The 24,062-nt window shown below is 66.5% G+C and carries 27 protein-coding genes; 7 read left to right on the top strand and 20 right to left on the bottom strand.

Features of this window, described 5'->3' with window-relative positions:
- Window positions 1-99 precede the first annotated feature (99 nt).
- Together ACNFJ7_RS15250 and ACNFJ7_RS15245 are read left to right on the top strand one after the other, a co-directional pair.
- Window positions 100-624, top strand: a complete 525-nt coding sequence (locus ACNFJ7_RS15250) for a DUF1345 domain-containing protein (RefSeq protein ID WP_019370685.1) — start codon at window positions 100-102, stop codon at window positions 622-624.
- Between the two features lie 42 nt (window positions 625-666).
- The gene (locus ACNFJ7_RS15245; protein WP_019370684.1) at window positions 667-1,809 is read left to right on the top strand and encodes a CehA/McbA family metallohydrolase; all 1,143 of its coding nucleotides are present in this window, start codon (window positions 667-669) and stop codon (window positions 1,807-1,809) included.
- Window positions 1,810-1,828: 19 nt separating this feature from the next.
- Here ACNFJ7_RS15245 and ACNFJ7_RS15240 read toward each other — a convergent pair whose 3' ends face one another.
- The 6 genes from ACNFJ7_RS15240 to ispG form a co-directional block, all read right to left on the bottom strand.
- A complete protein-coding gene (locus ACNFJ7_RS15240; protein ID WP_019370683.1) occupies window positions 1,829-4,186 on the bottom strand; it encodes a TIM-barrel domain-containing protein in 2,358 nt (785 codons plus the stop codon).
- Window positions 4,187-4,242: 56 nt separating this feature from the next.
- Window positions 4,243-4,485: a TfoX/Sxy family protein gene (locus ACNFJ7_RS15235; RefSeq protein ID WP_236704373.1), complete on the bottom strand. Its 243-nt coding sequence runs from the start codon at window positions 4,483-4,485 to the stop codon at window positions 4,243-4,245.
- 120 nt (window positions 4,486-4,605) lie between these two features.
- On the bottom strand, window positions 4,606-4,929 hold the full coding sequence (locus ACNFJ7_RS15230) for a DMT family transporter (RefSeq protein ID WP_019370682.1): 324 nt from the start codon (window positions 4,927-4,929) through the stop codon (window positions 4,606-4,608).
- A complete protein-coding gene (locus ACNFJ7_RS15225; RefSeq protein WP_019370681.1) occupies window positions 4,929-5,408 on the bottom strand; it encodes a GNAT family N-acetyltransferase in 480 nt (159 codons plus the stop codon). Before ACNFJ7_RS15225 ends, ACNFJ7_RS15230 begins: the two co-directional genes overlap by 1 nt.
- Complete coding sequence (locus ACNFJ7_RS15220; RefSeq protein WP_019370680.1) at window positions 5,405-6,295, bottom strand: DMT family transporter; 891 nt, start codon at window positions 6,293-6,295, stop codon at window positions 5,405-5,407. Before ACNFJ7_RS15220 ends, ACNFJ7_RS15225 begins: the two co-directional genes overlap by 4 nt.
- Before the next feature lie 478 nt (window positions 6,296-6,773).
- Window positions 6,774-7,898, bottom strand: a complete 1,125-nt coding sequence (gene ispG, locus ACNFJ7_RS15215) for a flavodoxin-dependent (E)-4-hydroxy-3-methylbut-2-enyl-diphosphate synthase (protein WP_019369910.1) — start codon at window positions 7,896-7,898, stop codon at window positions 6,774-6,776.
- A gap of 133 nt (window positions 7,899-8,031) precedes the next feature.
- Between ispG and ACNFJ7_RS15210 the strand changes: the two genes are divergently transcribed.
- From ACNFJ7_RS15210 to ACNFJ7_RS15200, 3 genes are read left to right on the top strand one after another with little or no spacing between them, the layout of a single operon-like run.
- Window positions 8,032-8,673 carry a PEP-CTERM sorting domain-containing protein gene (locus ACNFJ7_RS15210; RefSeq protein WP_019369909.1) on the top strand — a complete coding sequence of 214 codons (642 nt, stop codon included), beginning with the start codon at window positions 8,032-8,034 and terminating at the stop codon, window positions 8,671-8,673.
- Window positions 8,674-8,706: 33 nt separating this feature from the next.
- On the top strand, window positions 8,707-9,651 hold the full coding sequence (locus tag ACNFJ7_RS15205; protein WP_026009197.1) for an isoaspartyl peptidase/L-asparaginase family protein: 945 nt from the start codon (window positions 8,707-8,709) through the stop codon (window positions 9,649-9,651).
- A 51-nt stretch (window positions 9,652-9,702) separates the two neighbouring features.
- Window positions 9,703-10,548 (top strand): S1/P1 nuclease, encoded by an 846-nt coding sequence (locus tag ACNFJ7_RS15200; RefSeq protein WP_019369907.1) that lies wholly within the window; start codon window positions 9,703-9,705, stop codon window positions 10,546-10,548.
- A gap of 9 nt (window positions 10,549-10,557) precedes the next feature.
- Here ACNFJ7_RS15200 and ACNFJ7_RS15195 read toward each other — a convergent pair whose 3' ends face one another.
- From ACNFJ7_RS15195 to ACNFJ7_RS15135, 13 genes are all read right to left on the bottom strand, one after another.
- Window positions 10,558-10,800, bottom strand: coding sequence for a hypothetical protein (locus ACNFJ7_RS15195; RefSeq protein WP_019369906.1), 243 nt, complete (start codon window positions 10,798-10,800; stop codon window positions 10,558-10,560).
- On the bottom strand, window positions 10,797-11,012 hold the full coding sequence (locus ACNFJ7_RS15190) for a hypothetical protein (protein WP_019369905.1): 216 nt from the start codon (window positions 11,010-11,012) through the stop codon (window positions 10,797-10,799). Before ACNFJ7_RS15190 ends, ACNFJ7_RS15195 begins: the two co-directional genes overlap by 4 nt.
- A 9-nt stretch (window positions 11,013-11,021) precedes the next feature.
- Complete coding sequence (locus tag ACNFJ7_RS15185; protein WP_019369904.1) at window positions 11,022-11,927, bottom strand: SPFH domain-containing protein; 906 nt, start codon at window positions 11,925-11,927, stop codon at window positions 11,022-11,024.
- Window positions 11,928-12,058: 131 nt separating this feature from the next.
- On the bottom strand, window positions 12,059-12,571 hold the full coding sequence (gene pal / locus ACNFJ7_RS15180) for a peptidoglycan-associated lipoprotein Pal (protein ID WP_019369903.1): 513 nt from the start codon (window positions 12,569-12,571) through the stop codon (window positions 12,059-12,061).
- A 67-nt stretch (window positions 12,572-12,638) separates the two neighbouring features.
- Window positions 12,639-14,033 (bottom strand): Tol-Pal system beta propeller repeat protein TolB, encoded by a 1,395-nt coding sequence (gene tolB / locus ACNFJ7_RS15175; RefSeq protein WP_019369902.1) that lies wholly within the window; start codon window positions 14,031-14,033, stop codon window positions 12,639-12,641.
- A 10-nt stretch (window positions 14,034-14,043) separates the two neighbouring features.
- Window positions 14,044-14,949 (bottom strand): cell envelope biogenesis protein TolA, encoded by a 906-nt coding sequence (locus ACNFJ7_RS15170; protein ID WP_236704413.1) that lies wholly within the window; start codon window positions 14,947-14,949, stop codon window positions 14,044-14,046.
- Window position 14,950: 1 nt separating this feature from the next.
- On the bottom strand, window positions 14,951-15,391 hold the full coding sequence (gene tolR / locus ACNFJ7_RS15165) for a protein TolR (protein WP_019369900.1): 441 nt from the start codon (window positions 15,389-15,391) through the stop codon (window positions 14,951-14,953).
- A gap of 4 nt (window positions 15,392-15,395) precedes the next feature.
- On the bottom strand, window positions 15,396-16,082 hold the full coding sequence (gene tolQ / locus ACNFJ7_RS15160) for a protein TolQ (RefSeq protein ID WP_019369899.1): 687 nt from the start codon (window positions 16,080-16,082) through the stop codon (window positions 15,396-15,398).
- Window positions 16,083-16,088: 6 nt separating this feature from the next.
- Window positions 16,089-16,541, bottom strand: a complete 453-nt coding sequence (locus tag ACNFJ7_RS15155; RefSeq protein ID WP_019369898.1) for a YbgC/FadM family acyl-CoA thioesterase — start codon at window positions 16,539-16,541, stop codon at window positions 16,089-16,091.
- A gap of 213 nt (window positions 16,542-16,754) precedes the next feature.
- Window positions 16,755-17,519, bottom strand: coding sequence for an exonuclease domain-containing protein (locus ACNFJ7_RS15150; protein WP_019369897.1), 765 nt, complete (start codon window positions 17,517-17,519; stop codon window positions 16,755-16,757).
- 88 nt (window positions 17,520-17,607) lie between these two features.
- A complete protein-coding gene (pgmG, locus tag ACNFJ7_RS15145; RefSeq protein ID WP_019369896.1) occupies window positions 17,608-18,996 on the bottom strand; it encodes a phosphoglucomutase/phosphomannomutase PgmG in 1,389 nt (462 codons plus the stop codon).
- Window positions 18,997-19,134: 138 nt separating this feature from the next.
- On the bottom strand, window positions 19,135-19,398 hold the full coding sequence (locus ACNFJ7_RS15140) for a J domain-containing protein (RefSeq protein WP_019369895.1): 264 nt from the start codon (window positions 19,396-19,398) through the stop codon (window positions 19,135-19,137).
- Complete coding sequence (locus ACNFJ7_RS15135) at window positions 19,398-20,201, bottom strand: division plane positioning ATPase MipZ (RefSeq protein WP_019369894.1); 804 nt, start codon at window positions 20,199-20,201, stop codon at window positions 19,398-19,400. Before ACNFJ7_RS15135 ends, ACNFJ7_RS15140 begins: the two co-directional genes overlap by 1 nt.
- 71 nt (window positions 20,202-20,272) lie before the next feature.
- On the opposite strand from ACNFJ7_RS15135, the gene panC reads away from it, so the two are divergent.
- A complete protein-coding gene (panC, locus tag ACNFJ7_RS15130) occupies window positions 20,273-21,106 on the top strand; it encodes a pantoate--beta-alanine ligase (RefSeq protein WP_019369893.1) in 834 nt (277 codons plus the stop codon).
- Window positions 21,107-21,191: 85 nt separating this feature from the next.
- Window positions 21,192-21,488: a sel1 repeat family protein gene (locus ACNFJ7_RS15125; RefSeq protein WP_019369892.1), complete on the top strand. Its 297-nt coding sequence runs from the start codon at window positions 21,192-21,194 to the stop codon at window positions 21,486-21,488.
- Window positions 21,489-21,497: 9 nt separating this feature from the next.
- On the opposite strand, the gene topA is transcribed toward ACNFJ7_RS15125, so the two are convergent.
- Window positions 21,498-24,038 carry a type I DNA topoisomerase gene (gene topA, locus ACNFJ7_RS15120; protein WP_019369891.1) on the bottom strand — a complete coding sequence of 847 codons (2,541 nt, stop codon included), beginning with the start codon at window positions 24,036-24,038 and terminating at the stop codon, window positions 21,498-21,500.
- Window positions 24,039-24,062: the final 24 nt, after the last annotated feature.

Genomic DNA, 24,062 nt, shown 5'->3' with positions numbered 1-24,062 from the left:
GGCAACGTTCTCGCGCCGCCGCGATTCCTTGCCTTTGCGCTCGCAACTGGTGCCGCGGCGCTGGCGCTAATCCCTCACCTTGGCATCCGGACGGGGGCGATGCTCGCCTTCGATCTGGGCGCATTGCTCTTCTTAGCGCTGTGCGCGCCGATGCTGCGCCACCAATCTGATGCGATGCGGCGCTCCGCCTGCAACAACGATGCAAACCGCCTGATGCTGCTCGGCATAACCGGCGCGGTCACGATCATCATCCTCATTGCCGTGGCCAGCGAGTTGATGGAACGCCATGCACCGCAACCGGCAACGCTCGCGCTGATTCTGGGCACGCTTGCTCTCAGCTGGACGTTCAGCAACGGCGTGTACGCGCTCCACTATGCCCACCTGTTCTACACCGCGGCGCCCGGCGGGCGCGATAGCGGCGGGCTGGAATTCCCAAAGACGCCTGAGCCGAATTACTGGGACTTCCTCTATTTCGCTTTCTGCCTCGGCATGACCTTTCAGACCAGCGACGTCACCGTCACCTCAAGGCAGATGCGACGGGTGGTAACGCTACATTGTCTCGCCGCCTTTGTGTTCAACCTGGGCGTGCTGGCCTTCACGATCAACGTTCTCGGCGGTAGTTGAGCAGCGCGGGCGTCCGCCCGACATCAGCTTGCCGGAGAATCGATGTACCGCCTTGCCCCCCTCGTGCTCGCCGCGCTGCTCGTCCCTGTCGCCGGGCATGCCCAGATCAACGACAAGTTCGTCGTTGCCAGCCTTACCGACGGCGTTTGGATGAAGGGCGACCTGCACGTGCACTCGCGCCACAGCCTGGATTCGACCAACCACAGCGAACGCCGGATCATCGAGGATGCCGAGCGGATCGGCTTCGACTTCCTGCTGATCAGCGATCACGACAATCATGTAGACGGCGACACGGCGCACCATACCTGGAGCGACCCCGACTTCCGTTCTGACAAGCTGCTGCTGCTCTACGGTGCCGAGTGGACCACCAACCGCGGCCATGCGGCGATCCTGTCAGCCACACCCTATGACCACAAGACGCTGTACGACATCCGCGATGCCCGCGACGTGCAAGTGCAGAAAGTCAAGGACGGCCTTGGCGTCCACCTGTCGGCCAACCATCCTTCGAACAAGGATCATTTCGGCTATTCCTACGACATGGTCGATTCGATGGAGGTCTGGAACGGCATCTGGTCGAACAATCGGGCGAATGTGATGATCTGGGACGACATGCTGCGATCCGGGCGAAAGATCGCAGCGCGCGGCGGCAGCGATTCGCACCACGGCACCGTGCCCGGCAGCACCGCCCGCCAGGCGGTGGAGGCCACCGAAAAAAACATCGGCACGCCCAGCACCTGGGTGTTCGCGCCGGCTCGAAGCCGCGAGGCGGTGATTGCCGCGATCGGCCGCGGGCGGGTGTCGATCAGCGCCAATCCCTTCGCTCCCCGTGTCGAGCTGACCGCCGACATGGACGGCGACGACCGGGCGGACCTGATGATGGGCGACAACGCCCCGGCACCCTCCAACCCGGTGCGCTTCACCGTCCGCCTGGCCGGCAAGCGCGAGGCCGGCCCCTACCATGTTCGCGTCGTCAAGGACGGCGAGAGCTTCGCCACGCTCGACATCGGCGCCGACGGCACCGCGCGCTTTACCGACACGCCCGCGGCAACCGCCCGCAGCTATTATCGCGTCGAGGTGGACGGCCCCCAGACCCCCTATCCCGGCGTGGACAACCACCTGAAGGTGGCGGGCCCAACGGTCGCGCTGTCCAACCCGATCTTCTTCAACTTCGATCCAAATTTCTGACCGCAGCTGGTGTCGGGCGCTACAGCGCCACCACCACCTGCTTGCCGCTATAGACTACCTCGCGCCCCGCCGCCTCGGCGAGGCCGGTCCCCGTGCCGGGCGCGACGGTTACCACCCGGAAGCGGCGCGTCCTGGCCATGCCGGGATAGCTGCCCTGCCGGGCGCCGATCACCAGCGATCCGGCCTTGTCGTCGAGTACCAGTTCGATCGTCGCGCGCTCGCCGCGCCGCCAGCCCTGGCCGTCCCCCGCATCGTCGTACAAGGTAAAGCGCCCGTCGGCGCCGCGATAGACGCGCAGCTCGATCGGCCGATCGGGCGACTGATCGGCATGTTGCACCGGCGATCCGAGCGGCAGGATCGTGCCCGCCGCCACCGCCACCGGAATCTGGCCGATCGGCGCGGCGACCTGGAGCTTCGCCCCGCCCGCGTGGCGCGCACCGGTCCAGAAATCGATCCATTCGGTACCCGCCGGCAAGTAGACGCTGCGCGCAGTCGCGCCCGGCTCGATCACGGGGCTTACCAATAGCGTGCGGCCGAACAGATATTGGTCGCGCAGATCCTGCGCCGTACGATCCTCGGGGAACACCATGCCCGCCGGATAGAGGAAGGAGCCGCCGTGCGCCGCCACCTGCCAGCTCTGCGCATACAGGAACGGCAGCAGCCGATAGCGTAGCGCCACCGCATCGAGCAGCGGCTGGCGGACGCTTGCCGGGAATCTGTAGACTTCCTTGCCCTCGCCGGTGCCGTGAATGCGGAACATCGGGTTGAACACCGCGAACTGCAGCCAGCGCGTGAACAGCTCCTGATAGGCCGGATCCTCGGGGCTGCCGCCGAAGAAGCCGCCGATATCGGCCGACCAGAAGGGATTGCCCGTCATCGAGAAATTCACGCCCGCCGGGATCTGCCGGGCAAACACATCCCATCGCCCCGCCACGTCGCCGGACCAGGTGAAGGCACCGTTGCGCTGTTGCCCGGCCCAGGCCGAGCGGGTGAGCAGCAGCGGACGCTTGGCGGGATAGTCGGCGGCCATGCCGTCGTGCACAGCGGTGGTGTGCATCAGCGGATAGGCGTTGAAGAGCAGTGCTCCCGGGCCGGCGGCGGTCGCAACCTCCGCCATCTCGCCCCATTGCCCGCCCAGTTCGGCTTCGCTGCCGTCGAGCCAATAGCCGTCGAACCCGGCCTTCCCCAGCCGGTCCGAAATCTGCCGCCAATACAATGCCCGCGCCCTGGAGGAGAAGGCATCGTACCAGCGGCCTTCACCGGCGGGATACACATTGGGATAGATCTTCGGATACAGCCCGCCGACCGAGTCGAGCGCCTGCGTATTCTCCAGCTTCACGTCGAAGCGCGGCCAGACCGAGACGATGCTGTGAAGGTTCTGCCGATGCAGCGTATCGAGCATCCCCTTGGGATCGGGAAAGCGGGCGGCATCCATTTCGTGGCTACCCCAGCGACCGGCCGGCCAATATTGCCAATCCTGCACGACCGCGTCGAGCGGAATGCCCAGCCGGCGATATTCGGCCGCCACCCCCAGCAGTTCCGCCTGCGAGGCATAGCGTTCCTTCGACTGCCATAGCCCCCAGGCCCAGCGCGGCAGCAGCGAGGCCGCGCCGGTCAGCTGGCGATAGGCACCGATCACCTGGTCGACGTCCGGCCCGGCGAAAAGGAAATAGTCGGTGCCCTCGCCCGCCTGCGACCGGAACAGGACTCGGCCGCCTGCTTGCGGCGTATCCACGGCCACGTCGGTCACCGAGGCATTGTTCCAGAACAACCCGAAGCCCGCAGGCGAGACCAGCACCGGCACGCCGACATCGGTGTTCGCCTGCTGGAGCCGCACGATCGATCCGCGATAGTCCAGCAGTCCCGCCTGATGCTGGCCAAGCCCATAAACCGCCCGCCCCTCCGGCAGCGTGAACAGCATCCGGACGGCGCCCTCCGCATCGGGCGTGCCGCCGAGCTTGCGGCGTTCTAGATTGGCTTCGGCGACCAATGGCTTGCCATCCGCGCCGAGCAGCGCCACCGCGCCGCTCCTCCGGTCGACGCTCACCCGCATCGCCGGGGTGGCGAGCAGATAGCGCTCCGCCTGCTGATCCAGCGTCCAAGCCACCTTGCCAGGCGCGCCGACCAGCGCCAGATCCGGCATGCGCTCGGCGCCCTCGCGCAGCATCGTCACGCGGAGGATGCGATCGCCCCAGACGGTGAGCGCCAGCACGCCTTGGGCGGTGCGGAAAGTCGCGCCGGTCGGCGTCTTGGCAAGCAGCGTCGTGCCCTGGTCAGCAGCGACCTGCGCGGCGGCGGACTCGGTCGCAAAACTCGGCGCAATCGTCGTGGCGAATGCAGCACCCACTAGCAAGAGCCACTTGGCTGGCACGAACATCCTCTCCTCCGACGATAGTTTCTTTCGGATATTTTGTCAGACTATATAGATGCCGCCTAGTCCCCTTTTTCAGCTTTTCTCCGCCTTCGGCGCGGCGCCCGCAGCCCTGCCGCGACCGCCATACCGGCCCATTCGCGCAAGGCTTCCGCATCGTCGTACACATCGGCGGGCGCGCGGCGGTAGTTCATCACCATCGTGCGATCCTTGGCGGCATAGGTGAAGCGATCGGCCCCTGCCGCATCCCAGGCGGCATCGCTTTCGCTGTCGGCCTTGAACCAGAGTTCGTCGAAGGCGAGGATCGCGAAGACCGTGCCGTCGCAGTAGAGCGGTCGCCCCGCCCATCATCGGCCGCATCGTCACCGTGCCGATCGGCGCGAGTGCTTCGCGCACCCATTCGACCAGTCCGGTGTCGAAGGCCATCAGTGCCCGCCGCCGGCGAGCCGCAATCCGGCGATGCAGCCGACCAGCCCGAGGATCAGCAGCAACCGCACCATGCTGACCGGCTCACCAAACCACAGCATGCCGACGATCACCGTGCCGAGCGCGCCGATCCCGCCCCACACGGCATAGGCAGTGCCGAGCGGGATGGTGCGCGAGGCGAGATCGAGCAACGCCATCGACACGGCGATGAACCCGAGGAAGACGAGCGTCCATGGCACGTTGCGAAACCCGTCGGTGAACCGCATGGAGGTGGTGAACCCCACTTCGCACAGGCCGCCGAGCAACAGGAAGAGCCAGCCCATCAGCGGCCTGCCAGCGCCAGAAGCGCATCGCCGGTGACGCGCTGCACCGTCCATTCGTCCATCCCCTTCGCCCCCATCGCCCGGTAGAAGTCGATCGCCGGCTGGTTCCAATCGAGCACCGACCATTCGAACCTGCCATAACCGCGCTCTACGGCGATATCGGCCAAATGCCGCAGAAGGGCCTTACCGACGCCGGCGCCACGCGCGGCCGGCGTGACGTACAGGTCTTCCAGGTACATGCCGGGCAACCCGGTCCAGGTGGAGAAGTTCTGGAAGAAAAGGGCGAAGCCGAGCGGCGTTCCGTCCGGCCGCTCGGCGATCACTGCCTCCGCGGCCGGACGGGATCCGAACAGGGCAGCCTGCAGCATGTCTTCGGTCGCCAGCACCGCATCGGGTTCGCGCTCGAATGCCGCCAGTTCGCGGACAAAGGCCAGGATCTGGGGCACATCGCCCGGCTGCGCGAAACGGATCTGGGTCATGCACCGGCCTCGGTTTGGGGAGCGGGCGCCACGCGGCCGCGGATCGCGACCAGACACCCCAGGATGATCAGCATCGCCCCGCCCACCGTCCAGGGCGAGACGCGTTCGTCGAACACGACATAGCCGAGCAGCGCCGCCCAGACGAAGGCGGTATATTCGACCGGCGCGAGCACCTGCGCCTCGGCATGGGCATAGGCCCAGGCGAGCAGCACCGCCGAGATCGATCCGACGAACGCCGCGCCCAGGATCCAGGGCCAGATCGCCACCTGCGGCACCGCCGAGAACCAGGGCGCGCCGGGGAGCAGGAGCAGCGCCAGCACGATGCTGGTGAACAGCGCGACTTCGATGGGATCGGCGATCTGGGCCTGGCGCCGCAACAGAATGAGGCTGCCGGCATAGAGGATCGAGGCGAGGAAAACCGCGATCGAGCCCAATACCACGTCTGTCGACGCATCGGCCTGTACCTGCCCGCCGGCAATGAGCAGCACGCCCAGGCTGGCGACGATCGACCCGCCGATCGCCGCGCGCCGGATGCGCTCGCCGAGAAAAGCGGCGGCAAGAAACAGCGCAATCAGCGGCGCGAGAAAGGTAAGCGCAATCCCTTGTGCCATGGTGACGCGGGCAAGCCCCCAGAAGAACAGCAGCACCGACGTGCCCGCCAAGGCACCACGGGCGACGTGCAGCTTGAGCGCCTGGCGCCCCGGCCAGGGTGTCCGCCGTACGAGGAAGATCGGCCCGAGCAGCACGATGGCACCAAGCGACCGCCACAGCACCGCGCTATAGGCGCCATACGCGATCGACATGCTCTTCATCACGGCATCCATCAGCGAATAATTGGCGATGCCGATCGCGGCGACGACAAAGGCAAGAGCGGGAGAACGGGACATTGGCTGCCGGTTAGCGACCGCCGCGACGGTTGGCGAGAGGCGCACAAAGTTTAGGAAGTTTAGGCTTGCGGCATGTTTCGCCGGCAGCGCGCCGAGCGCGGGCCGGTGGGCATCCGCGCGGTGATGGCGGTGGCTTAAGTTTAGGAAGTTTAGGCTCCCGGCATGTTTCGCCGGCCGCGTGCCGAGCGCGGGCGGGCAGGCATCCGCGCGGTGATCGCGGTGGCTTAAGTTTAGGAAGTTTAGGCTCCCGGCATGTTTCGCCGGCAGCGCGCCGAGCGCGGGCGGGCAGGCATCCGCGCGGTGATCGCGGTGGCTTACGTTCAGGAAGTTTAGGCGTGCCACCTTCGTTCGTCCCTCCGCACGGCATATCCGGGAAGGAGAGAACATAGCAAGAACTACAGGCTGTAGGAAAGCCGAACATGCCGCCGGCGAGGCGGGGGGCGTTCGATGTTGGCGAACGCCCCCGCCTGGGTGGAGGCTATTCCGCCGCTTCCGCCGGGGCTGCGCTCGCGGCTTCGATTTCGGCGGCCTTGGCTTCGACCAGCTTGACGATGTGATCGAGCATGTCGGCATCCTCGACCGTGTGATCGGTCAGGCCCGACAGATAGACCATGTGCTTGCCATTGCCGCCGCCAGTGAGGCCGATATCGGTCTCGCGCGCCTCGCCGGGGCCGTTGACGACGCAGCCGAGCACCGAGAGCGACAGCGGCGTTCGGATGTGCTGGAGCCGTTCCTCCAGCGCCTGGACGGTGCGGATCACGTCGAAGCCCTGGCGCGCGCAGCTGGGGCAGGAGACGACGCGGACGCCCCGGTTGCGGATGCCCAGCGACTTTAGGATCTCGAACCCGACGCGGATTTCCTCCTCGGGCTCGGCCGAGAGGCTGACGCGGATCGTGTCGCCGATGCCGAACCAGAGCAGCGAGCCGATGCCGATCGCCGACTTGACCGTACCGCCGACAAAGCCGCCCGCCTCGGTGATGCCGAGGTGCAGCGGGCAATCGACCGCATCGGCCAGCTGCTGATAGGCGGCGACGGCGAGGAACACGTCGCTCGCCTTCACCGCCACCTTGAATTCGTGAAAGTCGCGATCCTGGAGCAGCTTGATATGGTCGAGCGCGGATTCGACCAGCGCTTCGGGGCAGGGCTCGCCATATTTCTCGAGCAGGTCCTTCTCGAGGCTGCCGGCGTTGACGCCGATGCGGATCGCGGCACCGTTGGCCTTGGCGGCGTTGACGACTTCGTTCACGCGGTCGGCAGAGCCGATATTGCCGGGGTTGATGCGGAGGCAGGCAGCGCCGGCATCGGCGGCCTCGAGCGCACGCTTATAATGGAAATGGATGTCGGCGACGATCGGCACGCGCGCGGCGCGGACAATCTGCTTGAGCGCGGCTGTGCTCTCGACGTCGGGGCAGGAAACGCGGATGATGTCCGCGCCGGCTTCCTCGCAGCGGCGGATCTGGTCGATCGTCGCCTTCACGTCGGACGTCGCGGTGTTGGTCATCGTCTGCACCGTCACCGGCGCATCGCCGCCAACGGGCACGTTGCCCACCATGATCTGACGGCTGGGCCGCCGGACGATATCGCGCCAGGGTCGTACGGACATGGCCCGCCATATAGCCCGTGAGTCCCCCGCCGCCTAGGGCAGACGCGCGCGGGACGTCGCTATCCGGGATTCCACCGTTCCGGCGATGGTTAAATTCTGTTAACTATCGGTCATAACAAAGAGGGGATGACCGATGACGATTGGGTTCGCGATACGCAGCGTTGCGCTAGCAGCTTGCCTGGCCGGGGCGACCGTTGCCCAGGCACAAGTCTATACCGGCACGTTCAGCGGCACGGTGACGACTTCCGAGATCTTCGACATGCCGGTCAGCGACCCCTACATTATCTATGATTTCAACGGACAAGACATCTCGGGCACGTTCCGCATCGATCTGAGCAACGGCTTTACCGATGTGATGTACAGCGCGACGCTGCCCAGCTTCGCCTTTTCCGGACAGGCGAGCGACTCCGACCTCGACTTTTTCGATACCGCCAGCTTCGGCGTGACCGCCGGCCAGGGCTCGCTATACGCCAGCCCGAATCTGTACGGCATCAACAGCACCGCTTCGTTCCGGCTGGTGTTCAACATGGCGGCGCTCAACGACTCGCTGACGCCGCTCATCGGCACCGGGCGCTATGACTTCTTCACCAATTACGGCGGCACCAACGGCGGCGACCTGAGCGGCACGATCAACTTCGCCTTCACCAGCGGCACGCTTTCAGCGGCCCCGGAGCCGGGCCAATGGGCGCTGCTGATCGGGGGCATGGGGCTGGCCGGCGCCGCACTGCGGCTGCGGACCCGGCGCGACACTGGCAGGGCCGCCGCGATCTGCTAGGGGGAGCGGCACCACCCTAGCCGGAGCCTTTCCATGTCGACCCCCGCCACCCCCCGATGGACTCTTGCCATTCACGGCGGCGCGGGCAGCATGATGCGCGACACGCTGCCCCCGGAGCAGGTGACCGGCGCCGAGGCCGGGCTGCATGCCGCGCTGGATGCAGGTGCCGCCGTGCTGGCAGCCGGCGGATCCGCGGTCGATGCGGTGCAGGCGGCGGTGCAGGTGCTGGAAGACGATCCGCACTTCAACGCCGGGCACGGATCGGTGTTCACCTGGGAAGGCGGCCATACGCTGGATGCGGCGATCATGGACGGTTTCGATCGTGCGGCGGGGGCGGTCGCCGGATCGACGACCACCCGCCACCCGGTGGCGCTGGCCCGCGCGGTGATGGAAGGCAGCCCGCACGTACTGCTGGCCGGCGCCGGCGCCGACCAGTTCGCCCGCGAACAGGCGCTGGAACAGGTCGACAATAGCTGGTTCGGTACGGCCGAGCGGCGGCAGCAGCTCGATTGGATGAAGGCCGACACGGCGCGCGGCGGCTTCGACGTCGACATGAAGTACGGCACGGTAGGCGCGGTGGCGATGGACATGCACGGCCATGTCGCTGCGGCGACCTCCACCGGCGGCCTAACCGGCAAGCGCTGGGGCCGGGTGGGCGATTCGCCGCTGATCGGCGCGGGCACCTATGCCGATGATCGCGCCTGCGCGGTTTCGGCGACAGGATCGGGCGAGTTCTTCATCCGCGAAGGCGTGGGGCACGAGATTTGCGCACGGATGCGCTTTCGCGGCGAAACCGCGCGGCAGGCCGCCGAGGTGGTGATGGCCGATGTGAAGGCGATGGGCGGCGTGGGCGGCGTGATCCTGGCTGCCCCCGGCGGCGAGCTGGACTGGTGCTTCACCACGCCGGGCATGTACCGCGGCCGCGTCGCGGACGGCGGCGAGAAACTGGTCGCGATCTTCGGCGATACGGACCGCTGACGTACCGCTGACCGATTGATGCCGGCGCGCCGCGCGCCTAGGGCGGGCGGCATGAGTCGCATCCTGCTTCTGCTCGCCACGCTGATCGGCCTGGGCGCCGCCACCCCCGCCGCCGCCTATTGGGAATATGGCCACCAGACGGTGGCGGCGATCGCCTATCGCAACGTGACGCCACAGGTGCGCGCGCGGATCGATGCGCTGCTTGCACGGCAAGGGCTGCTCGAGACGCCGACCTGCCCGGCACGGACGATCGAAGAAGCGAGCGTGTGGGCGGATTGCATCAAGACGCTGGGGCCGCGCTTCAGCTATGCCTATTCCTGGCACTACCAGAATATCGACGTGTGCGCGCCGTTCGACCTGAAGCCGCCGTGCCGCGACGGCAATTGCGTGTCGGCGCAGATCGAGCGCGACGTGAAGCTGCTGAAGGATCGCAGCGTGCCGCTGCGCGAGCGGGTGCAGGCGCTGGCCTTCCTGGTCCACTTCGTCGGCGATCTCCACCAGCCGCTGCACGCGGGCGACCATCACGATCTGGGCGGCAACCAGGTGAAGACCAATTATGGCCTGTTCACCAGCAAGCGGCTGAACCTGCACGCAGTGTGGGATGGCTATCTGGCCGAGCGGGCGATCTCCACCCCGCCTTCGCCGGTGCGGCAGTACAGCGCCGCCGAGCGCGCTGCGCTGTGGACCGGCAATGTGGAAGACTGGAGCCGCGAGAATTGGGAAGTCGCGCGCGACTACGCCTATCCCGCCGCCGCCGGTGCCGACATGTGCACCGCCGCGGCGCGGCCGGCGCAGCTCAGCGAGGCAGCGATCGAGAAGCTGGTGCCGGTGGCGCGCCAGCAGGTGGTGCGTGGCGGCCTGCGCCTGGCCCGGCTGCTGGACGAAGCGCTCGGCTGAACGCGACACTCATTCGCGGCAGCGCCACCCGCCATCGGTGTGCCAGAAGCAGAACAGCCAGGCGAAGATGGTGAGTGGTGCCAGCAGCCAAACCTGCGCCGCGCTGCCCTGCACCGCGCGCAGCACAATCCAGGCGGCGAGCACGAGATAGACCAGCACCGCCGTCCATCCCTGCCACGTCACCGGCACGGAGACGATTCCCAACAGCCTGGGCCGGAACCAGTAGTTGGTACGCAGCTGATCTTCGGTCATTCCCCATCTCCTTGCGCCTTTGCCGGGCGGCCGCGCTTGGGCCGCACCGGATCGGCAAGCTTCACCCCGCGCCGTGCCAGCGCCTCGCGCAGCAGGCATTCGACCTGCGCGTTCACGCTGCGCAGGTCGCTCGCCGCACTCCGCTCGATCGCCGCGTATAGTGCGGGATCGAGGCGGAGGGGAAAGGCCTTTTTCTGCGGGGGTCCGCTCACGACGACGCCTTACTGATAGAGGGAACCTGCATTGACTACGGGCTGGGTATCCCGCTCGCCGCACAGCACGACCATCAGGTTCGACACCATGGCGGCGCGGCGTTCGTCGTCGAGGTCGACCACGTTCTTGGCGGAAAGCTGCTCCAGCGCCATTTCGACCATGCCGACCGCGCCTTCGACCAGCGCCTTGCGGGCGGCGACCACCGCCTGTGCCTGCTGACGCCGCAGCATCGCGCCGGCGATTTCCTGCGCATAGGCCAGATGGGTGAAGCCGCATTCGTCGACGGTGATGCCCGCCACCGCCAGCCGCGCGATCAGTTCGGTGCGCAATTCGCCGCCGACTTGATCGTGATTGCCGCGCAGCGTGACTTCCTGATGCTCGAAATCGTCATAGGGATAGCGCGAGCCGATGGTGCGCACCGCCGCTTCGATCTGGACGTTCACAAAGGCCTTGTAGTCATCGACGTCGAACAGCGCCTGCGCCGTATCGGTGACGCGCCACACCACCTGCGCCGCCATCTCGATCGGGTTACCGCGCAGATCGTTCACCTTGATCTTGTCCGAGATGATGTTGTTCGCGCGCACCGACACCGTCTTCTTGATCAGCCACGGCCAGGACCAGCGCAGGCCGGTGGTGCGATCGGTGCCGCGATAATCGCCGAACAGCAGGATCGCCGCCGCCTGGTTGGGCTGGAGCAGGTAGAAGCCGCAGAGCACGAACAGGAACACCAGCGCGGCGAGCGCGAGCCACACGAGGATCATCCAGTTCGGCACACGATCGATCTGCGTGAAGGCCAGCCCGCCCGCGGCCAGCACAATCGCCTCGACCAGCAGCATGCCATAGCCGCTGGCCGTGTGCGCCCCCGTTTCCCGGCTCTGCTGCAAGGCAGGTGCGGCACTGCGTAGGTCCGTCATTTTTCCCTCCTGAATTATGATATCATATTTATATCAAGGTAAGGCGACGGGCAAGCGGAATCGGCGGGCACGAAAAAGGCCGCCGGAGCCCTGCCCCGGCGGCCTGATTTCCAGCGTTGAGCCGACTGCGCTTAGTTGAGGACGAGCGTTACCGCGCGGCGGTTCTGCGCCCAGCTCGCTTCGTCCGAGCCCATCGCGACCGGGCGTTCCTTGCCGTAGCTGATCGTGGTGATGCGATCGGCCGAGACGCCCTGCGCCGCGAGATAGTTCTTCGCCGCATTGGCCCGGCGATCGCCCAGTGCGAGGTTATATTCGCGCGTGCCGCGCTCGTCGCAATGGCCTTCCAGCGTGATGCGCACGTTCGGGTGCGCCACCAGCCACTTGGCCTGGCTGTCCAGCACCGCGCGCGATTCCTGATCGATATCCGACTGATCGAGACCGAAGTGGATCGTGTCGCTGGTGACTTCGCGGCGGAACTGCTCCGACATCGAGGAGGTCTGCGTGGTTTCGCCGTTGCCATAGGGCTGGCTGGCGACCGGCGTCTCGGTCGGCGCGGGCGGGAGTTCCTTCGGCGGCTTCTTCGAGCAGGCTGCGGTGGCGACGAGCGCCACGCCGAGCATCAGGCTGGGGACGAGCTTGGTCATAATATCCTCCTTGTCACTGGTGTTCGCGCATGACGCGCTTTCGTTACGCAAAAGTTTCTACTGAATGTCACGGACGCACGGCACCCCAGTTCGGATCCGAGCCGTCGAGCGGAGTCGGCACTTTTCGTGTCGCGCGGCCGGTAAGGTCCACCGTCCACAAGTCTGGACGACCCGATCCCTGGGCGGACCGGAAGAAGATGATGACGCGGCCGTTGGGGGCCCAGCTCGGACCTTCATCGCCCCAGCTGTTGGTGAGCAACTGCTCGCCCCCGCCCGAGGGGGTCATCACGCCGATGCGGAACGCGCCGCCGCCCATGCGCGTGAAGGCGATCTGATCGCCGCGCGGGCTCCATGCCGGTGCCGCATAGCGGCCGCCGCCGAAGCTGATGCGGTGCTGGTTGGAGCCGTTTGCGTTCATCACATAGAGCTGCTGGGTGCCACCGCGATCGCTTTCGAACACTATCTTCGAGCCGTCGGGCGAGTAGCTGCCGCCGGTATCGATGCCCGGCGAGGTGGTCAGCCGCTCCGGCGTGCCGCCGCTGGCCGGAACGCGATAGATGTCGGTATTGCCGCCGATCGCCATCGAGAAAAGCACCCAGCGCGCGTCCGGCGACCAGTGCGGCGCGAAGTTGAGCGCGACATTGGAGACGAGCGTACGATCCTGGCGCGAATTGAGATCATAGACATGGATCGAGGGCCGATCGCGCTCGAAGCTCATGTACAGGATCGCATTGAGCTTGGGCGACAGGCGAGGCGTGAGCGTGATCGACTGGCCGTTGGTGAGGAAGCGGTGATTGGCGCCATCCTGGTCCATGATTGCCAGCTGCTTGCGGCGGCGATTCTTGGGGCCGGATTCGGCGATATAGACGACCTGGGTGTCGAAATAGGGACCCTCGCCGGTAAGGCGCGAGTAGATCGAATCGGCGCATTTGTGGCCGGCGCGGCGCCAATCGGCCGGCGATACAACGAAGCCCTGACGCACCAGCTCCACCTTGGCGAGCACGTCGTAGAGATAGCAGCCGACCGTCAGCGTGCCGTTCGAATTGGCGCGGACATAGCCCTGCACCAGCGACTGGGCACCGGTTCCGCCCCAGTAATCATAGGCGGGGGCGGTGACTTCCGGGAAGCTCACCGTACGCAGCTGCGCCGGCGGAACCGGCGTGAACAGGCCCGATCCGCGCAGATCGTTGGTGATGACCTCTGCCAGCTTCTGCCCGAGCACGTCGGTGGAGCCGGCCGGCGTATCGACTACGGCGGAGGTGGGCATCGCCGGAATGGCGATCGGCATCGGCGCGGAAATGCCGCCGACGATATCAATCACCGGCTGGGCCTGCTGCGCCTGGGCAGCGGCATCCTGAGCGGCCGCCTGCGGGCTGTTGGCGATCGGCGGCGCGGGATCGGTCTGCGCATGGGCCGTGCCCGCCAGGCACAGCGTCGCGAGGGCCAGTGTCGGGAATTTCATCGGTTCATCCTCATCCAGGCAGCTTGTAGCTGAACGCCAGGGTCTTCCAGCCGCTCGGCACGGCATAGAGATTGGCGGGCAGCCCACGAATCGGCGTGCAGCCCTTGAAGGTGGCGATCGCCAGATCCTTCACCCGCTCCACATACCGACCATTGGTCGCATCGTTCCCCTGCACGCCGGTAATGTCCGGATCGCCGGCCAGCGAGCCATCGGGATTGAAGTTCACGCGCAGCAGCACGCGAATGCGCTCGGCACCCGGCCCGGGCGTGACCTGACGGTTGGCGCAGGGCTGGATCTGCCGGGCGATCACGCCGCGAAAGCTCGCCACATCCTGGGCCGAGGCCTTGCTGGCCGGATTGTTCGTCGCCTTGCTGTTGGTCTTGTTGTTCGATCGGCCGAAATCGAGCCCGTCGAGATTGCCGGTCGGCTTGACCGGACGACGCGCGTTGCCGGTCGCAGCGCTCTGCGCGGGCGCGGTGCTGGGCTTTTGCGGCTGCGGCTTGGCGGCCGGCGAGGGCTTGCTCGGCTTTTGCGGCTGCGGCTTTTCCGCCGGCTTGGGCTGCGGCTTGGCGGGGGCAGGCTTGGGCTGCGGCTGGGGTTCGGGCGCAGGCTTGGGCGGCGCCGGCTGCGGCTTGGGCAAGGGCTGCGGATCAGGCGCCGGCGCGGGCGCGCTTTCCGGCTCGACCGGCGCTTCCACGGGCGACTTCTTTGCCGCCAATTCCTCCTGACTCACCACTGGCGCGGTGCTTTCCAGCCCCACCGTATCGGCCAGCGAAATCTCGATCGGAATCGTCTTGGGCGGTTCCTGCGGCGGCGGCTTCAGAAAGCTGAGCGTCAAGGCGGCGAACACCGCGGCATGGGCCACGATGGAAAGGCCGAGCCCGGTCCGCTCGCTACGGTCCATGGCCTCGCTCACGTCAGCGCGGATCGCTCGGATCGGTGAGCAGCGACACGCGGTTGAGGCCGGCCTGGTTGAGCTCGCCCATCACCCGCATCACCTTGCCATAGCCGAGCGCGGTGTCGCCGCGCAGATAGATGGCCGCCGGCTTGCCGTCCGGCCCCTTCTTCGCCGCGATCGCCGCGAGCCTGGCGGGGAGTTCGGCATCGCTCACCGCATCGGTATCGAGAAATACCTGGCCCTTGTCGTCGATCGAGATCTGGACCGGCTTCTGTTCCTGGTCGAGCGCCTTGGCGCGGCTTTCCGGGAGGTTCACCTGGACGCCGGCGGTGAGCAGCGGCGCGGTGACCATGAAGATGATCAGCAGCACCAGCATCACGTCGACGAGCGGCGTTACGTTGATGTCCGCCATCGGCGCGCGGCGCCCGCGGCCCTTATTGGAGGGAAGGTGCATGCCCATAGGCTCAGCCCTCCATCTCCAGGCGGCGGCTGAGCGTCGCGTGGAAGCCGTCGGCAAAGCGGTTGAGCCGCGCCTCGATGCGGTTCACCACATGGCTGTAGCGATTGTATGCGATCACCGCCGGAATGGCAGCGAACAGGCCGATCGCCGTGGCGAACAGCGCTTCCGCGATGCCGGGCGCGACGACGGCGAGCGACGAGCTCTGCGCCGCGGCGATGCCTGTAAAGGCGCGCATGATACCCCAGACGGTGCCGAACAGGCCGACAAAGGGAGCGACCGAACCGACCGTGGCGAGGAAGTTCAGCCGATCCGCCAGCCGATCGATCTCCATCGCGACCGTGGCACCCATCGCAGTGGCGAGGCGCTCGCGCGTGCCTTCGCGGTCGATCGTCTTGCCCGCGGTCGAGCGGCGCCATTCGCTGACGCCGGCGGCGAACACGCGCGCGATCGGCTGATCGCGGCCGGCGGCACGGCGATGGAACTCGTCGAAATCATCCGCCTCGCGATACTCGGTCTCGAAGCGCTGCATTTCCTTGCGAACGCCGCCGGCCTTGAGCGCGAAGCCGATGATGATCGCCCAGGTCCACAGGCTGGCCAGCAGCAGGCCGACCATCACCAGCTTGACGACGATATCGGCTTCCAGAAACAGGTGGATCGGCGACAGGACGGCACCGGTTGTGACAGGCGGCATGGACGCTTACTTCTCCTTCCACACGAGCGGTTCGAACGCAGCCAGCCATTCGGCGGGCTGCCGCCGCGGACGACCGCCGGGGGCGACGAATGCCACCGCCACGGACGCTTCCGCGAGTATAGTTTCGTTCCGCATGACTCGTTGCTGAATATCGACGGCGGCGGCGCGCAGGCGGGTTACCCGGCTGACAACGACCAGCCGATCGCCGAGTTTCGCGGGCGCACGATAGCGGATATCGAGACCGGCGACGGCATAGGCGCCCCCGCCCGCTTCGAACACCGCACGCTGATCGATGCCAGCGCATTCCAGCATGTCCGATCGCGCGCGCTCCATATAGCGCAGATAATTGGCGTGATAGACCACGCCGGTAAGATCGGTGTCTTCGAAATAGACCTGTAGCGCAAAGCGATGCTCGCAGCCGTCGAGGCGGCCGACAGGGGCTTGGACGCTGCTGGTCATGGATTGGCCTCCTAGCGGAGGCGGTGTCGTAGCGGAACCCCAAAGGGGTTAACCTTTGGTAGGTGAAAACGCGTTCCCGATCCTCCCGGCACTCGGACGGGGACCGTCGCCGAAGGCGGTGGTGAGTGCCTCGACATCGGACTGACCCGCGGAGATCCCCCTCCACCCCCGCCTGCGCATGGCCCCCCCCGTTCCGGAGAGGATCTGGATGGCTTAAAACAGCAGCCGCTGGGTCGAGCTCCCGCGCCCCACCGGGGCACCGCCGCGGCGGCGGGCCAGCTCGGTCTCGGCGGTGAAGCGTACATCCTCGTCGCGATCGGTGAGGAAGCCTTCCAGCGAATCCTCCGAGATCTCGTTCCATTCCTTGCCGCGATCGGGGCCGTAGCGGACGCGCGGCAGCAGCCCCGGCTGACTGGACCATTCGATCAGCTGCGCCACGCTCGCTTCGTTGAGCATGTCGCGCAGGTGGAATGCGGTGACATAGGCGTCGGGAAAGGCGCGGTGCGCGGGCAGGCCGCGTTCATGCTCCAGCCCCTCAGGCCGGCGCCAGTAACGCAGCATCTGGTTGGAGAAGCCGGGACAATCCGGCCAGAGCCGCAGCGCGCATTTCCAGGTGCAGATCCAGTCGGCGCCGCGGGTGAGCGCGGGCGTGCAGAACTGTTCCTCGAAGGTGGCGCGATGCGCGGCAAGTGCTACGCGGCGCGGCCAGGGATCGAGGATCGGCCGGGCGACGTCGTGCCAATAGGGCGCTTCCGCCACATCCTCATCGCGGATGTGATGGATCGCCATGGTGAGCGGGGGAATGCCGCGCCCGGGATTGACCAGGCGACTGCCGCCTTCACCCTGCAGCTCCCACCGGCCATCGGGCCCGAGCGCGACGTCCTGCCAGCCGATTTCGCACACCGCATGGGTGGGCGGCTTGTCGCCGGTCGTTTCCAGATCGATGACGCGAATGATCGAGGGGGGTGGCGATGCCATGCCCGCGATGTGGGGGGTTTCGGCCCGAAATGCCAGCCGAAAGCGCCAGCCGCCCGCTCCCGAACGACGGAAGCGGGCGGCCGCGCGATCAGTGGGCGGCCTGTTCGCCGCGGACGATGCCGCTCTTGCCGAGCTGGTCGTCGATCTGCGCCATCAGGCGTTCCAGACCTTCCTCGCTCTTCGCTTCGGCGCGGGCGACCAGCACGTCCTGGGTGTTGGACGCGCGGAGCAGCCACCAGCCATCGGGGGTGTTGACGCGCGCGCCATCGGTGCGATCCACCTCTGCGCCGTCCGCTTCCAACCGATCGAGCACTTCGTCGATCACCGGGAACTTGCGGCTCTCATCGACCTGGAAGCGCATCTCCGGCGTGTTGACCATCGCCGGCATCTCGTTCTTCAGCTGGGTGAGCGACTTGCCGATCACATGCACGGCCTGGATCAGCCGAACGGCGGCGTACTGCGCGTCGTCGAAGCCGTAATAGTCCTGCGCGAAGAAGATGTGGCCGCTCATCTCGCCCGCGAGCGGGGCGCCGGTTTCCTTCATCTTGGTCTTGATCAGGCTGTGACCGGTCTTCCACATCACCGGCTTGCCGCCCAGTTCCGCAATCCGGTCATACAGCGCCTGGCTGGCCTTCACGTCGGCGATGATCGTGGCGCCGGGATCGACCCGCAGCACCGGCTCGGCGAGGATGGAGAGGAGCTGGTCGCCCCAGACCACCCGGCCCTGGCCGTCGATCGCGCCCAGGCGATCGCCGTCGCCGTCGAACGCAAGTCCGAAATCGAGATTCTTCTCGGCGACGAGCTTCTTCAGATCGGCGAGGTTCTTTTCCTCGGTAGGATCGGGATGATGATTGGGGAAGTTACCGTCCACATCGGTGAACAGCGTGTGGTGCTCACCCGGCAACAGCTTGACGAGCTTTTCGATCACCGGGCCGGCGGCGCCGTTGCCGGCGTCCCAGCCGATCTTGAACGAACCACCCGCATAGCCGGCGATCAGGCGGCCGACATACAGGTCCTCGATGTCGGCATCCGTGACGGTTTCGGTGCCGTCGCCTTCGTCCCAATCGCCCTCCGCCGCCATCTTGCCCAGCGTCTGGATATCCTGGCCGAAGAACGAGCGGTGCTGGAACACCATCTTGAAGCCGTTATAGTTGCCGGGATTGTGGCTGCCGGTAATCTGGATGCCGCCATCCACCTCCAGCGTTGCCTCGGCATAATATAGCATCGGCGTGGGGCCCATGCCGGTGCGCACCACGTCGCAGCCCGACTTGGTGAGGCCTTCGATCAGCGCTTCTTCCAGCATCGGCGAGGAGATGCGGCCATCACGGCCCACTGCCACCCGGCGCCCGCCGGCGCGGCGCAGCAGCGTGGCGAAGCCGCGGCCGATCGCGCGGGCGTCGTCCGGACCCAGCGTCTTTCCGACAATGCCACGGATATCATATTCACGCAGCGACGTGGGGTCGAAACGATGCGTCATTCATGCCCTCCCGAAAGAAAAGATGCGCGCCTAATCATCGACTGCTAGGAAAGTTGCAAGCCGCGACAGGTGCCGGATCGTCCCTATTTTGCACCGCACCATCGTTGCGAGCAAACTGTTACGGTTTCGGGACGCAGATCAGTTGCGCAGCAACGTATCGCGGGCAAGATTGATCCGGCGCGTCAGTTCGGTCGAGCCGCCGCGATCCGGATGCACTGCCGCAACCAGCCGGCGGTGCGCGGCGCGAATCTCGTCCGGCCCGGCCGCCGCGTCGATGCCGAGGATCGCCCGCGCCTCGCCCTCGCCCAGCCGCGGCATCGGCGCGGCCAGCGTCTTTTTCTTGGGCTGCAGCCAGCGCCACGCAAGGTAGAGCAGCAAGGCGGCAAGGACGACCTTGACCATCAGGCGAACAGCGGCGCGGCGACGTCCGGCAGGGCGAGGCCCGCCATCATCTCGCGCAGTTCCTGCCGCGCCGCGACGTGGCTGAGGCCCATTTCGCCGAATTCGCGCGAATCGAGCATCGTGAGCCCCTGCGGAAACAGCTCGCGATAGATCACGCGCTCCGAGAGCCCTGAAATCACGCGAAAGCCGACGCGCTTGGAAAGCTGATCGATCGCCTCCGACACGCGCCGCATGTTGCGCGCCTCGATGTGCTGCATGCGGTTGCGCAGGACGACCCAGTCGATCGTCTCGCCATCGGCCTTGGCGCGGCGCTTGCGCGATTCCCAGATCATTTCCGAATAGAAGCTGGGACGGGTGACGCGGAAGGTATCCGGATCGACCTGGCCGATCAGGTCGAAATCGACGAAGCTGTCGTTCATCGGCGTGACGAGCGTATCGGCATTGGTGACCGAGATGCGGGCGAACTTGTCGTCGCGGCCCGGCGTGTCGATCACCAGGAAGTCGGCGCCCTCCCCCAGGCGATCGAGCGTTTCGGTGAAATAGTCCATGCTCTCGCCGTCATGGGTTTCGTAGACCGGCATGGGCAGTTCGCGACCGGTGCGGCGAATCGTCGTCCGCCGATTGTCGAGATATCGACCCATCGTGCGCTGGCGATGATCCAAATCGAAACAGGCGACGCGCGCGCCCTTGGATGCCAGCGCGATCGCCGCATGGACGGCGGTGGTGGATTTGCCGGTTCCGCCCTTCTCGTTGGCAAATACCAGCACGTGCAGGCGTTTGGCTGGCTGATTCAAAGCAGGCATTCCTTCACTTGATCGCGCCGCCTCCCCCCCATAGAAGGCCGCGCTTCCATCCATATCGAAAGTGCCAAAGCGTGCAAACCGTTCGCCAGATCGACGATCTTCGCAAGGCGCTGGACGCCTTCCGCAGCGAAGGCGCCCGGCTGGCCTTCGTTCCCACCATGGGCGCGCTGCATGACGGGCATATGGCGCTGGTGGAAGCCGCCAAGCGTGCCGGCACCCGCGTGATCGTCTCGATCTTCGTCAATCCGATCCAGTTCGGACCGAACGAGGACCTGGCGAAGTATCCGCGTCGCGAGCAGGCCGATTCGCGGATGCTCACCAACGCCGGGGTCGACCTGCTGTGGATGCCGAGCGCCGAAGCGATGTACCCGGAAGGCTTTGCGACCAGCGTGCGGGTGTCGGGTATCAGCGACCTTCTCGACGGTGCCCATCGGCCGGGCCATTTCGACGGAGTCGCTACCGTCGTCACCAAGCTGTTCCACCAAGTGCGGCCCGACGTGGCGCTGTTCGGCGAGAAGGACTGGCAGCAGCTGCAGGTGATTCGCCGGCTGGTGGCGGACCTGGACATGGGCATCGAAATCCTGGGCGTGCCCACCCAGCGCGAGGATGACGGCCTCGCCCTCTCCTCGCGCAACGCCTATCTGATGCCTGAAGATCGCGCGCGCGCCGTGGCCTTGCCCCGCGCGCTCGGCGCCGCTGCCAAGGCCATTGCCGAGGGCGGCGATCCGGAAGCAGCGCTGGCGCAGGCACGCGACACGCTGACGGCAGCCGGGTTCGAGGTCGACTATGTCACGCTCGCCGACGCCGAGTCGCTGGGCGCGCCGCTGGAAGGAAAACCGATGCGTCTGCTTGCTGCTGCACGTATCGGCGGCACCCGGCTGATCGACAACATCCCCGTCCTATGAATTAATACGGTTAAGCCGTTTAACCTTTTGTTGTCCGTTCGGACGCAAACCTTGTGCAACGAAGCGTTGAACAGGGATTTGCCAGATGGCCAACAGCCACAAGACTGCGCGCTTTCTGATAGAGAGCCGCTTGAACGATGCCGCCCGCGGCAGTGCCGATGCGTGTTTCGACCTGGGCGTCGTTTATTCCAGCGGAGCCGAAGGCGTGACGATCGACCTGGTCGAGGCACACAAATGGTTCAACATCGCGGCGATGACCGGCAGCACCGCCGCCCAGGCCTGCCGCGCCGAGATCGCGGAGGACATGACCGCGCGCGAAATCATCACCGCGCAAAAGGCAGCACGCGCCTGGCTGCGCGGCCTGGAGAGCCGCGCAGCCTGAGCCCTATCCTCAGCCGGCCGCCTTCTTCTTCGCCGGTGCCTTTTTCGCCGCGGCCTTCTTGACCGGCCCCTTCTTGGCCGGCTTCTTCTTGCCCTTTGCTGGGCCCGCCGCTGCCTTGGCATCAATCAGCTGGGCGGCCTCCTCCAGCGTCAGCGCATCCTTGTCGATCGTCTTGGGCAGCGTCGCGTTGGTCTCGCCATCGGTGAGATAGGGGCCATAGCGGCCTTCCATCAGCTTGATCTCGGCATCGGTACGCGGATGCTTGCCGAACACCTTGAGCGGCTCGCGTGCCGCCCCGCGCGCAGGCCTGCCGCCGCCCGCCGCCGCCTCGGCGAGCTTGACCACCGCCGCGTTCATGCCGGTCTCGAACACCTCGGCGGTCGACTGGAGCCGGGCATATTTCCCGTCATGCGCCAGATACGGCCCATAGCGGCCGATCGAGGCGGTGATCGGATTGCCCGTCTCCGGGTGGTTGCCGATGGTGCGCGGCAGCTTGAGCAGCTTGAGCGCCCAGTCGAGGTCGAGATCGATGTCCTTCGGGATCGAGGCGCGCGCCGCATCCTTGCCCTCGCCGAGCTGGATATACGGCCCGAACCGCCCCGACTTGCGCTCGACATTGAGCCCCGTCTCGGGGTCCTGGCCCAGCACTTCCGGCCCGGTGTCCTCAGAGCCCTCGCCGCCCGGCTGGCCGAAGCGGCGGGTGTACTTGCACTCGGGATAGTTGGAGCAGGCGACGAACGCGCCGAACCGGCCGCCGCGCAGCGCCAGCTTGCCGACGCCGCAATTCGGGCAGAGCCGCGGGTCGCTGCCGTCCGCCTTGGCGGGGAACAGATAGGGCTCGAGGAACTGGTCGAGCGCCGCGGTGATGTCGGAGGGCTTCTGCTCCATCACCTCGGTGGTGCGCGGCTTGAAGTCGCGCCAGAAGGCCTCCAGCACCGCCTGCCACGCCGCACGGCCGCCGGAGACGTCGTCCAGCTCTTCCTCCAGATCGGCGGTGAAGTCGAACGAGACGTATTTCTCGAAGAAGCGTTCGAGGAACGCGGTCAGCAGGCGGCCGCTCTCCTCGGCGAAGAAGCGGTTCTTCTCGACGCGCACATAGGCGCGGTCCTTGAGCACCTGGATGATCGAGGCATAGGTCGACGGCCGGCCGATCCCGAGCTCCTCGAGCCGCTTGACCAGCGAGGCTTCGGAGAAGCGCGGCGGCGGCTGGGTGAAATGCTGCTCGGCGTTGACCGCCTTCTTCGCGGGCGACGCGCCTTCGGACATGCGCGGCAGGCGGCGGCTGTCCTCGTCGCCCTCGTCGTCCTTGCCCTCTTCGTAAAGCGCGAGATAGCCGGGGAAGAGCACCACCTGGCCGGTGGCGCGCAGCCCGTGCTGGCCGGTGCCGTCCGCCAGATCGACGGTGGTGCGCTCCATGCGCGCCGAGGCCATCTGGCTCGCGAGCGCGCGCTTCCAGATCAGGTCGTACAGCTTGGCATGGTCGCCCGATCCGGCGCGGTCCTTGCTGAAGTCCGTCGGGCGGATCGCTTCGTGGGCTTCCTGGGCGTTCTTCGCCTTGGTCTGGTACTGGCGCGGCTTGTCCGGCACGTAGCTGCCGTCATAGCGATCGGCGACTGCCTTGCGCGCCGCCTGGATGGCCGAGGGGTCCATCTGGACGCCGTCGGTACGCATATAGGTGATCGCGCCGTCCTCGTAGAGCGCCTGCGCGATCCGCATCGTGTGGCTGGCCGAGAAGCCGAGCTTGCGCGCGGCTTCCTGCTGCAGCGTCGAGGTGGTGAAGGGCGGCGGCGGGTTGCGCATCGCCGGCTTGGTCTCGACCGAGACCACTGTGAAGCGCCCTTCCTCGACCGCCTTCTTCGCGGCCTCGGCGCTGCCCTGGTCGCCGATCGACAGGCGGTCGAGCTTCTCGCCCTTCCACTTGACGAGACGCGCCTGGAACGGCGTGCCGTCCGATTCCATCTCGGCGATGACCGACCAATATTCCTGCGCGACGAAGCTTTCGATCTCGCGCTCGCGCCCCACGATCAGTCGCAGCGCGACCGACTGGACGCGGCCCGCCGACTTGGCGCCGGGCAGCTTGCGCCACAGCACCGGCGAAAGCGTGAAGCCGACGAGATAGTCGAGCGCGCGGCGGGCGCGGTACGCGTCGATCAGGTCGGTATCCAGCTCGCGCGGGCGCTGCATCGCCTCGAGGATCGCGGGCTTGGTAATCGCGTTGAAGGTGACGCGCTCGACCTCCTTGGGGAGCGCCTTCTTGTTCTTGAGCACCTCGCGGACATGCCAGCTGATCGCCTCGCCTTCGCGATCAGGGTCGGTCGCGAGGATCAGGCGGTCCGCCTTCTTCGCCTCGTCGGCGATCGCCTTCAGCTGCTTCGACTTGTCAGCATAGGTTTCCCACTCCATCGCAAACGATTCGTCGGGATTCACCGATCCGTCGCGGGCCGGCAGATCGCGGACATGGCCATAGCTGGCGAGGACGCGATAGTCCTTGCCGAGATACTTCTCGATGGTTTTCGCCTTGGCGGGCGATTCGACGATGACAAGCTGCATGAAGTGTTCGATCGATCCCTACGT

Origin of the sequence: Sphingomonas sp. HT-1 (genome assembly GCF_048568905.1) — a bacterium.
In the GTDB taxonomy this organism is placed as follows: Bacteria; Pseudomonadota; Alphaproteobacteria; order Sphingomonadales; family Sphingomonadaceae; genus Sphingomonas.
This window is presented reverse-complemented; position numbering and strand designations above follow the sequence as displayed.

Excerpts from the sequence above, each read along its gene's own strand:
- ACNFJ7_RS15250 (WP_019370685.1), top strand. The coding sequence starts at position 100 with ATGCTCGCCTTCGATCTGGGCGCATTGCTCTTCTTAGCGCTGTGCGCG.
- ACNFJ7_RS15245 (WP_019370684.1), top strand. The coding sequence starts at position 667 with ATGTACCGCCTTGCCCCCCTCGTGCTCGCCGCGCTGCTCGTCCCTGTC.
- ACNFJ7_RS15240 (WP_019370683.1), bottom strand. The coding sequence starts at position 4,186 with ATGTTCGTGCCAGCCAAGTGGCTCTTGCTAGTGGGTGCTGCATTCGCC.
- ACNFJ7_RS15230 (WP_019370682.1), bottom strand. The coding sequence starts at position 4,929 with ATGGGCTGGCTCTTCCTGTTGCTCGGCGGCCTGTGCGAAGTGGGGTTC.
- ACNFJ7_RS15225 (WP_019370681.1), bottom strand. The coding sequence starts at position 5,408 with ATGACCCAGATCCGTTTCGCGCAGCCGGGCGATGTGCCCCAGATCCTG.
- ACNFJ7_RS15220 (WP_019370680.1), bottom strand. The coding sequence starts at position 6,295 with ATGTCCCGTTCTCCCGCTCTTGCCTTTGTCGTCGCCGCGATCGGCATC.
- ispG (WP_019369910.1), bottom strand. The coding sequence starts at position 7,898 with ATGTCCGTACGACCCTGGCGCGATATCGTCCGGCGGCCCAGCCGTCAG.
- ACNFJ7_RS15210 (WP_019369909.1), top strand. The coding sequence starts at position 8,032 with ATGACGATTGGGTTCGCGATACGCAGCGTTGCGCTAGCAGCTTGCCTG.
- ACNFJ7_RS15205 (WP_026009197.1), top strand. The coding sequence starts at position 8,707 with ATGTCGACCCCCGCCACCCCCCGATGGACTCTTGCCATTCACGGCGGC.
- ACNFJ7_RS15200 (WP_019369907.1), top strand. The coding sequence starts at position 9,703 with ATGAGTCGCATCCTGCTTCTGCTCGCCACGCTGATCGGCCTGGGCGCC.
- ACNFJ7_RS15195 (WP_019369906.1), bottom strand. The coding sequence starts at position 10,800 with ATGACCGAAGATCAGCTGCGTACCAACTACTGGTTCCGGCCCAGGCTG.
- ACNFJ7_RS15185 (WP_019369904.1), bottom strand. The coding sequence starts at position 11,927 with ATGACGGACCTACGCAGTGCCGCACCTGCCTTGCAGCAGAGCCGGGAA.
- pal (WP_019369903.1), bottom strand. The coding sequence starts at position 12,571 with ATGACCAAGCTCGTCCCCAGCCTGATGCTCGGCGTGGCGCTCGTCGCC.
- tolB (WP_019369902.1), bottom strand. The coding sequence starts at position 14,033 with ATGAAATTCCCGACACTGGCCCTCGCGACGCTGTGCCTGGCGGGCACG.
- tolR (WP_019369900.1), bottom strand. The coding sequence starts at position 15,391 with ATGGGCATGCACCTTCCCTCCAATAAGGGCCGCGGGCGCCGCGCGCCG.
- tolQ (WP_019369899.1), bottom strand. The coding sequence starts at position 16,082 with ATGCCGCCTGTCACAACCGGTGCCGTCCTGTCGCCGATCCACCTGTTT.
- ACNFJ7_RS15155 (WP_019369898.1), bottom strand. The coding sequence starts at position 16,541 with ATGACCAGCAGCGTCCAAGCCCCTGTCGGCCGCCTCGACGGCTGCGAG.
- ACNFJ7_RS15150 (WP_019369897.1), bottom strand. The coding sequence starts at position 17,519 with ATGGCATCGCCACCCCCCTCGATCATTCGCGTCATCGATCTGGAAACG.
- pgmG (WP_019369896.1), bottom strand. The coding sequence starts at position 18,996 with ATGACGCATCGTTTCGACCCCACGTCGCTGCGTGAATATGATATCCGT.
- ACNFJ7_RS15140 (WP_019369895.1), bottom strand. The coding sequence starts at position 19,398 with ATGGTCAAGGTCGTCCTTGCCGCCTTGCTGCTCTACCTTGCGTGGCGC.
- ACNFJ7_RS15135 (WP_019369894.1), bottom strand. The coding sequence starts at position 20,201 with ATGCCTGCTTTGAATCAGCCAGCCAAACGCCTGCACGTGCTGGTATTT.
- ACNFJ7_RS15125 (WP_019369892.1), top strand. The coding sequence starts at position 21,192 with ATGGCCAACAGCCACAAGACTGCGCGCTTTCTGATAGAGAGCCGCTTG.
- topA (WP_019369891.1), bottom strand. The coding sequence starts at position 24,038 with ATGCAGCTTGTCATCGTCGAATCGCCCGCCAAGGCGAAAACCATCGAG.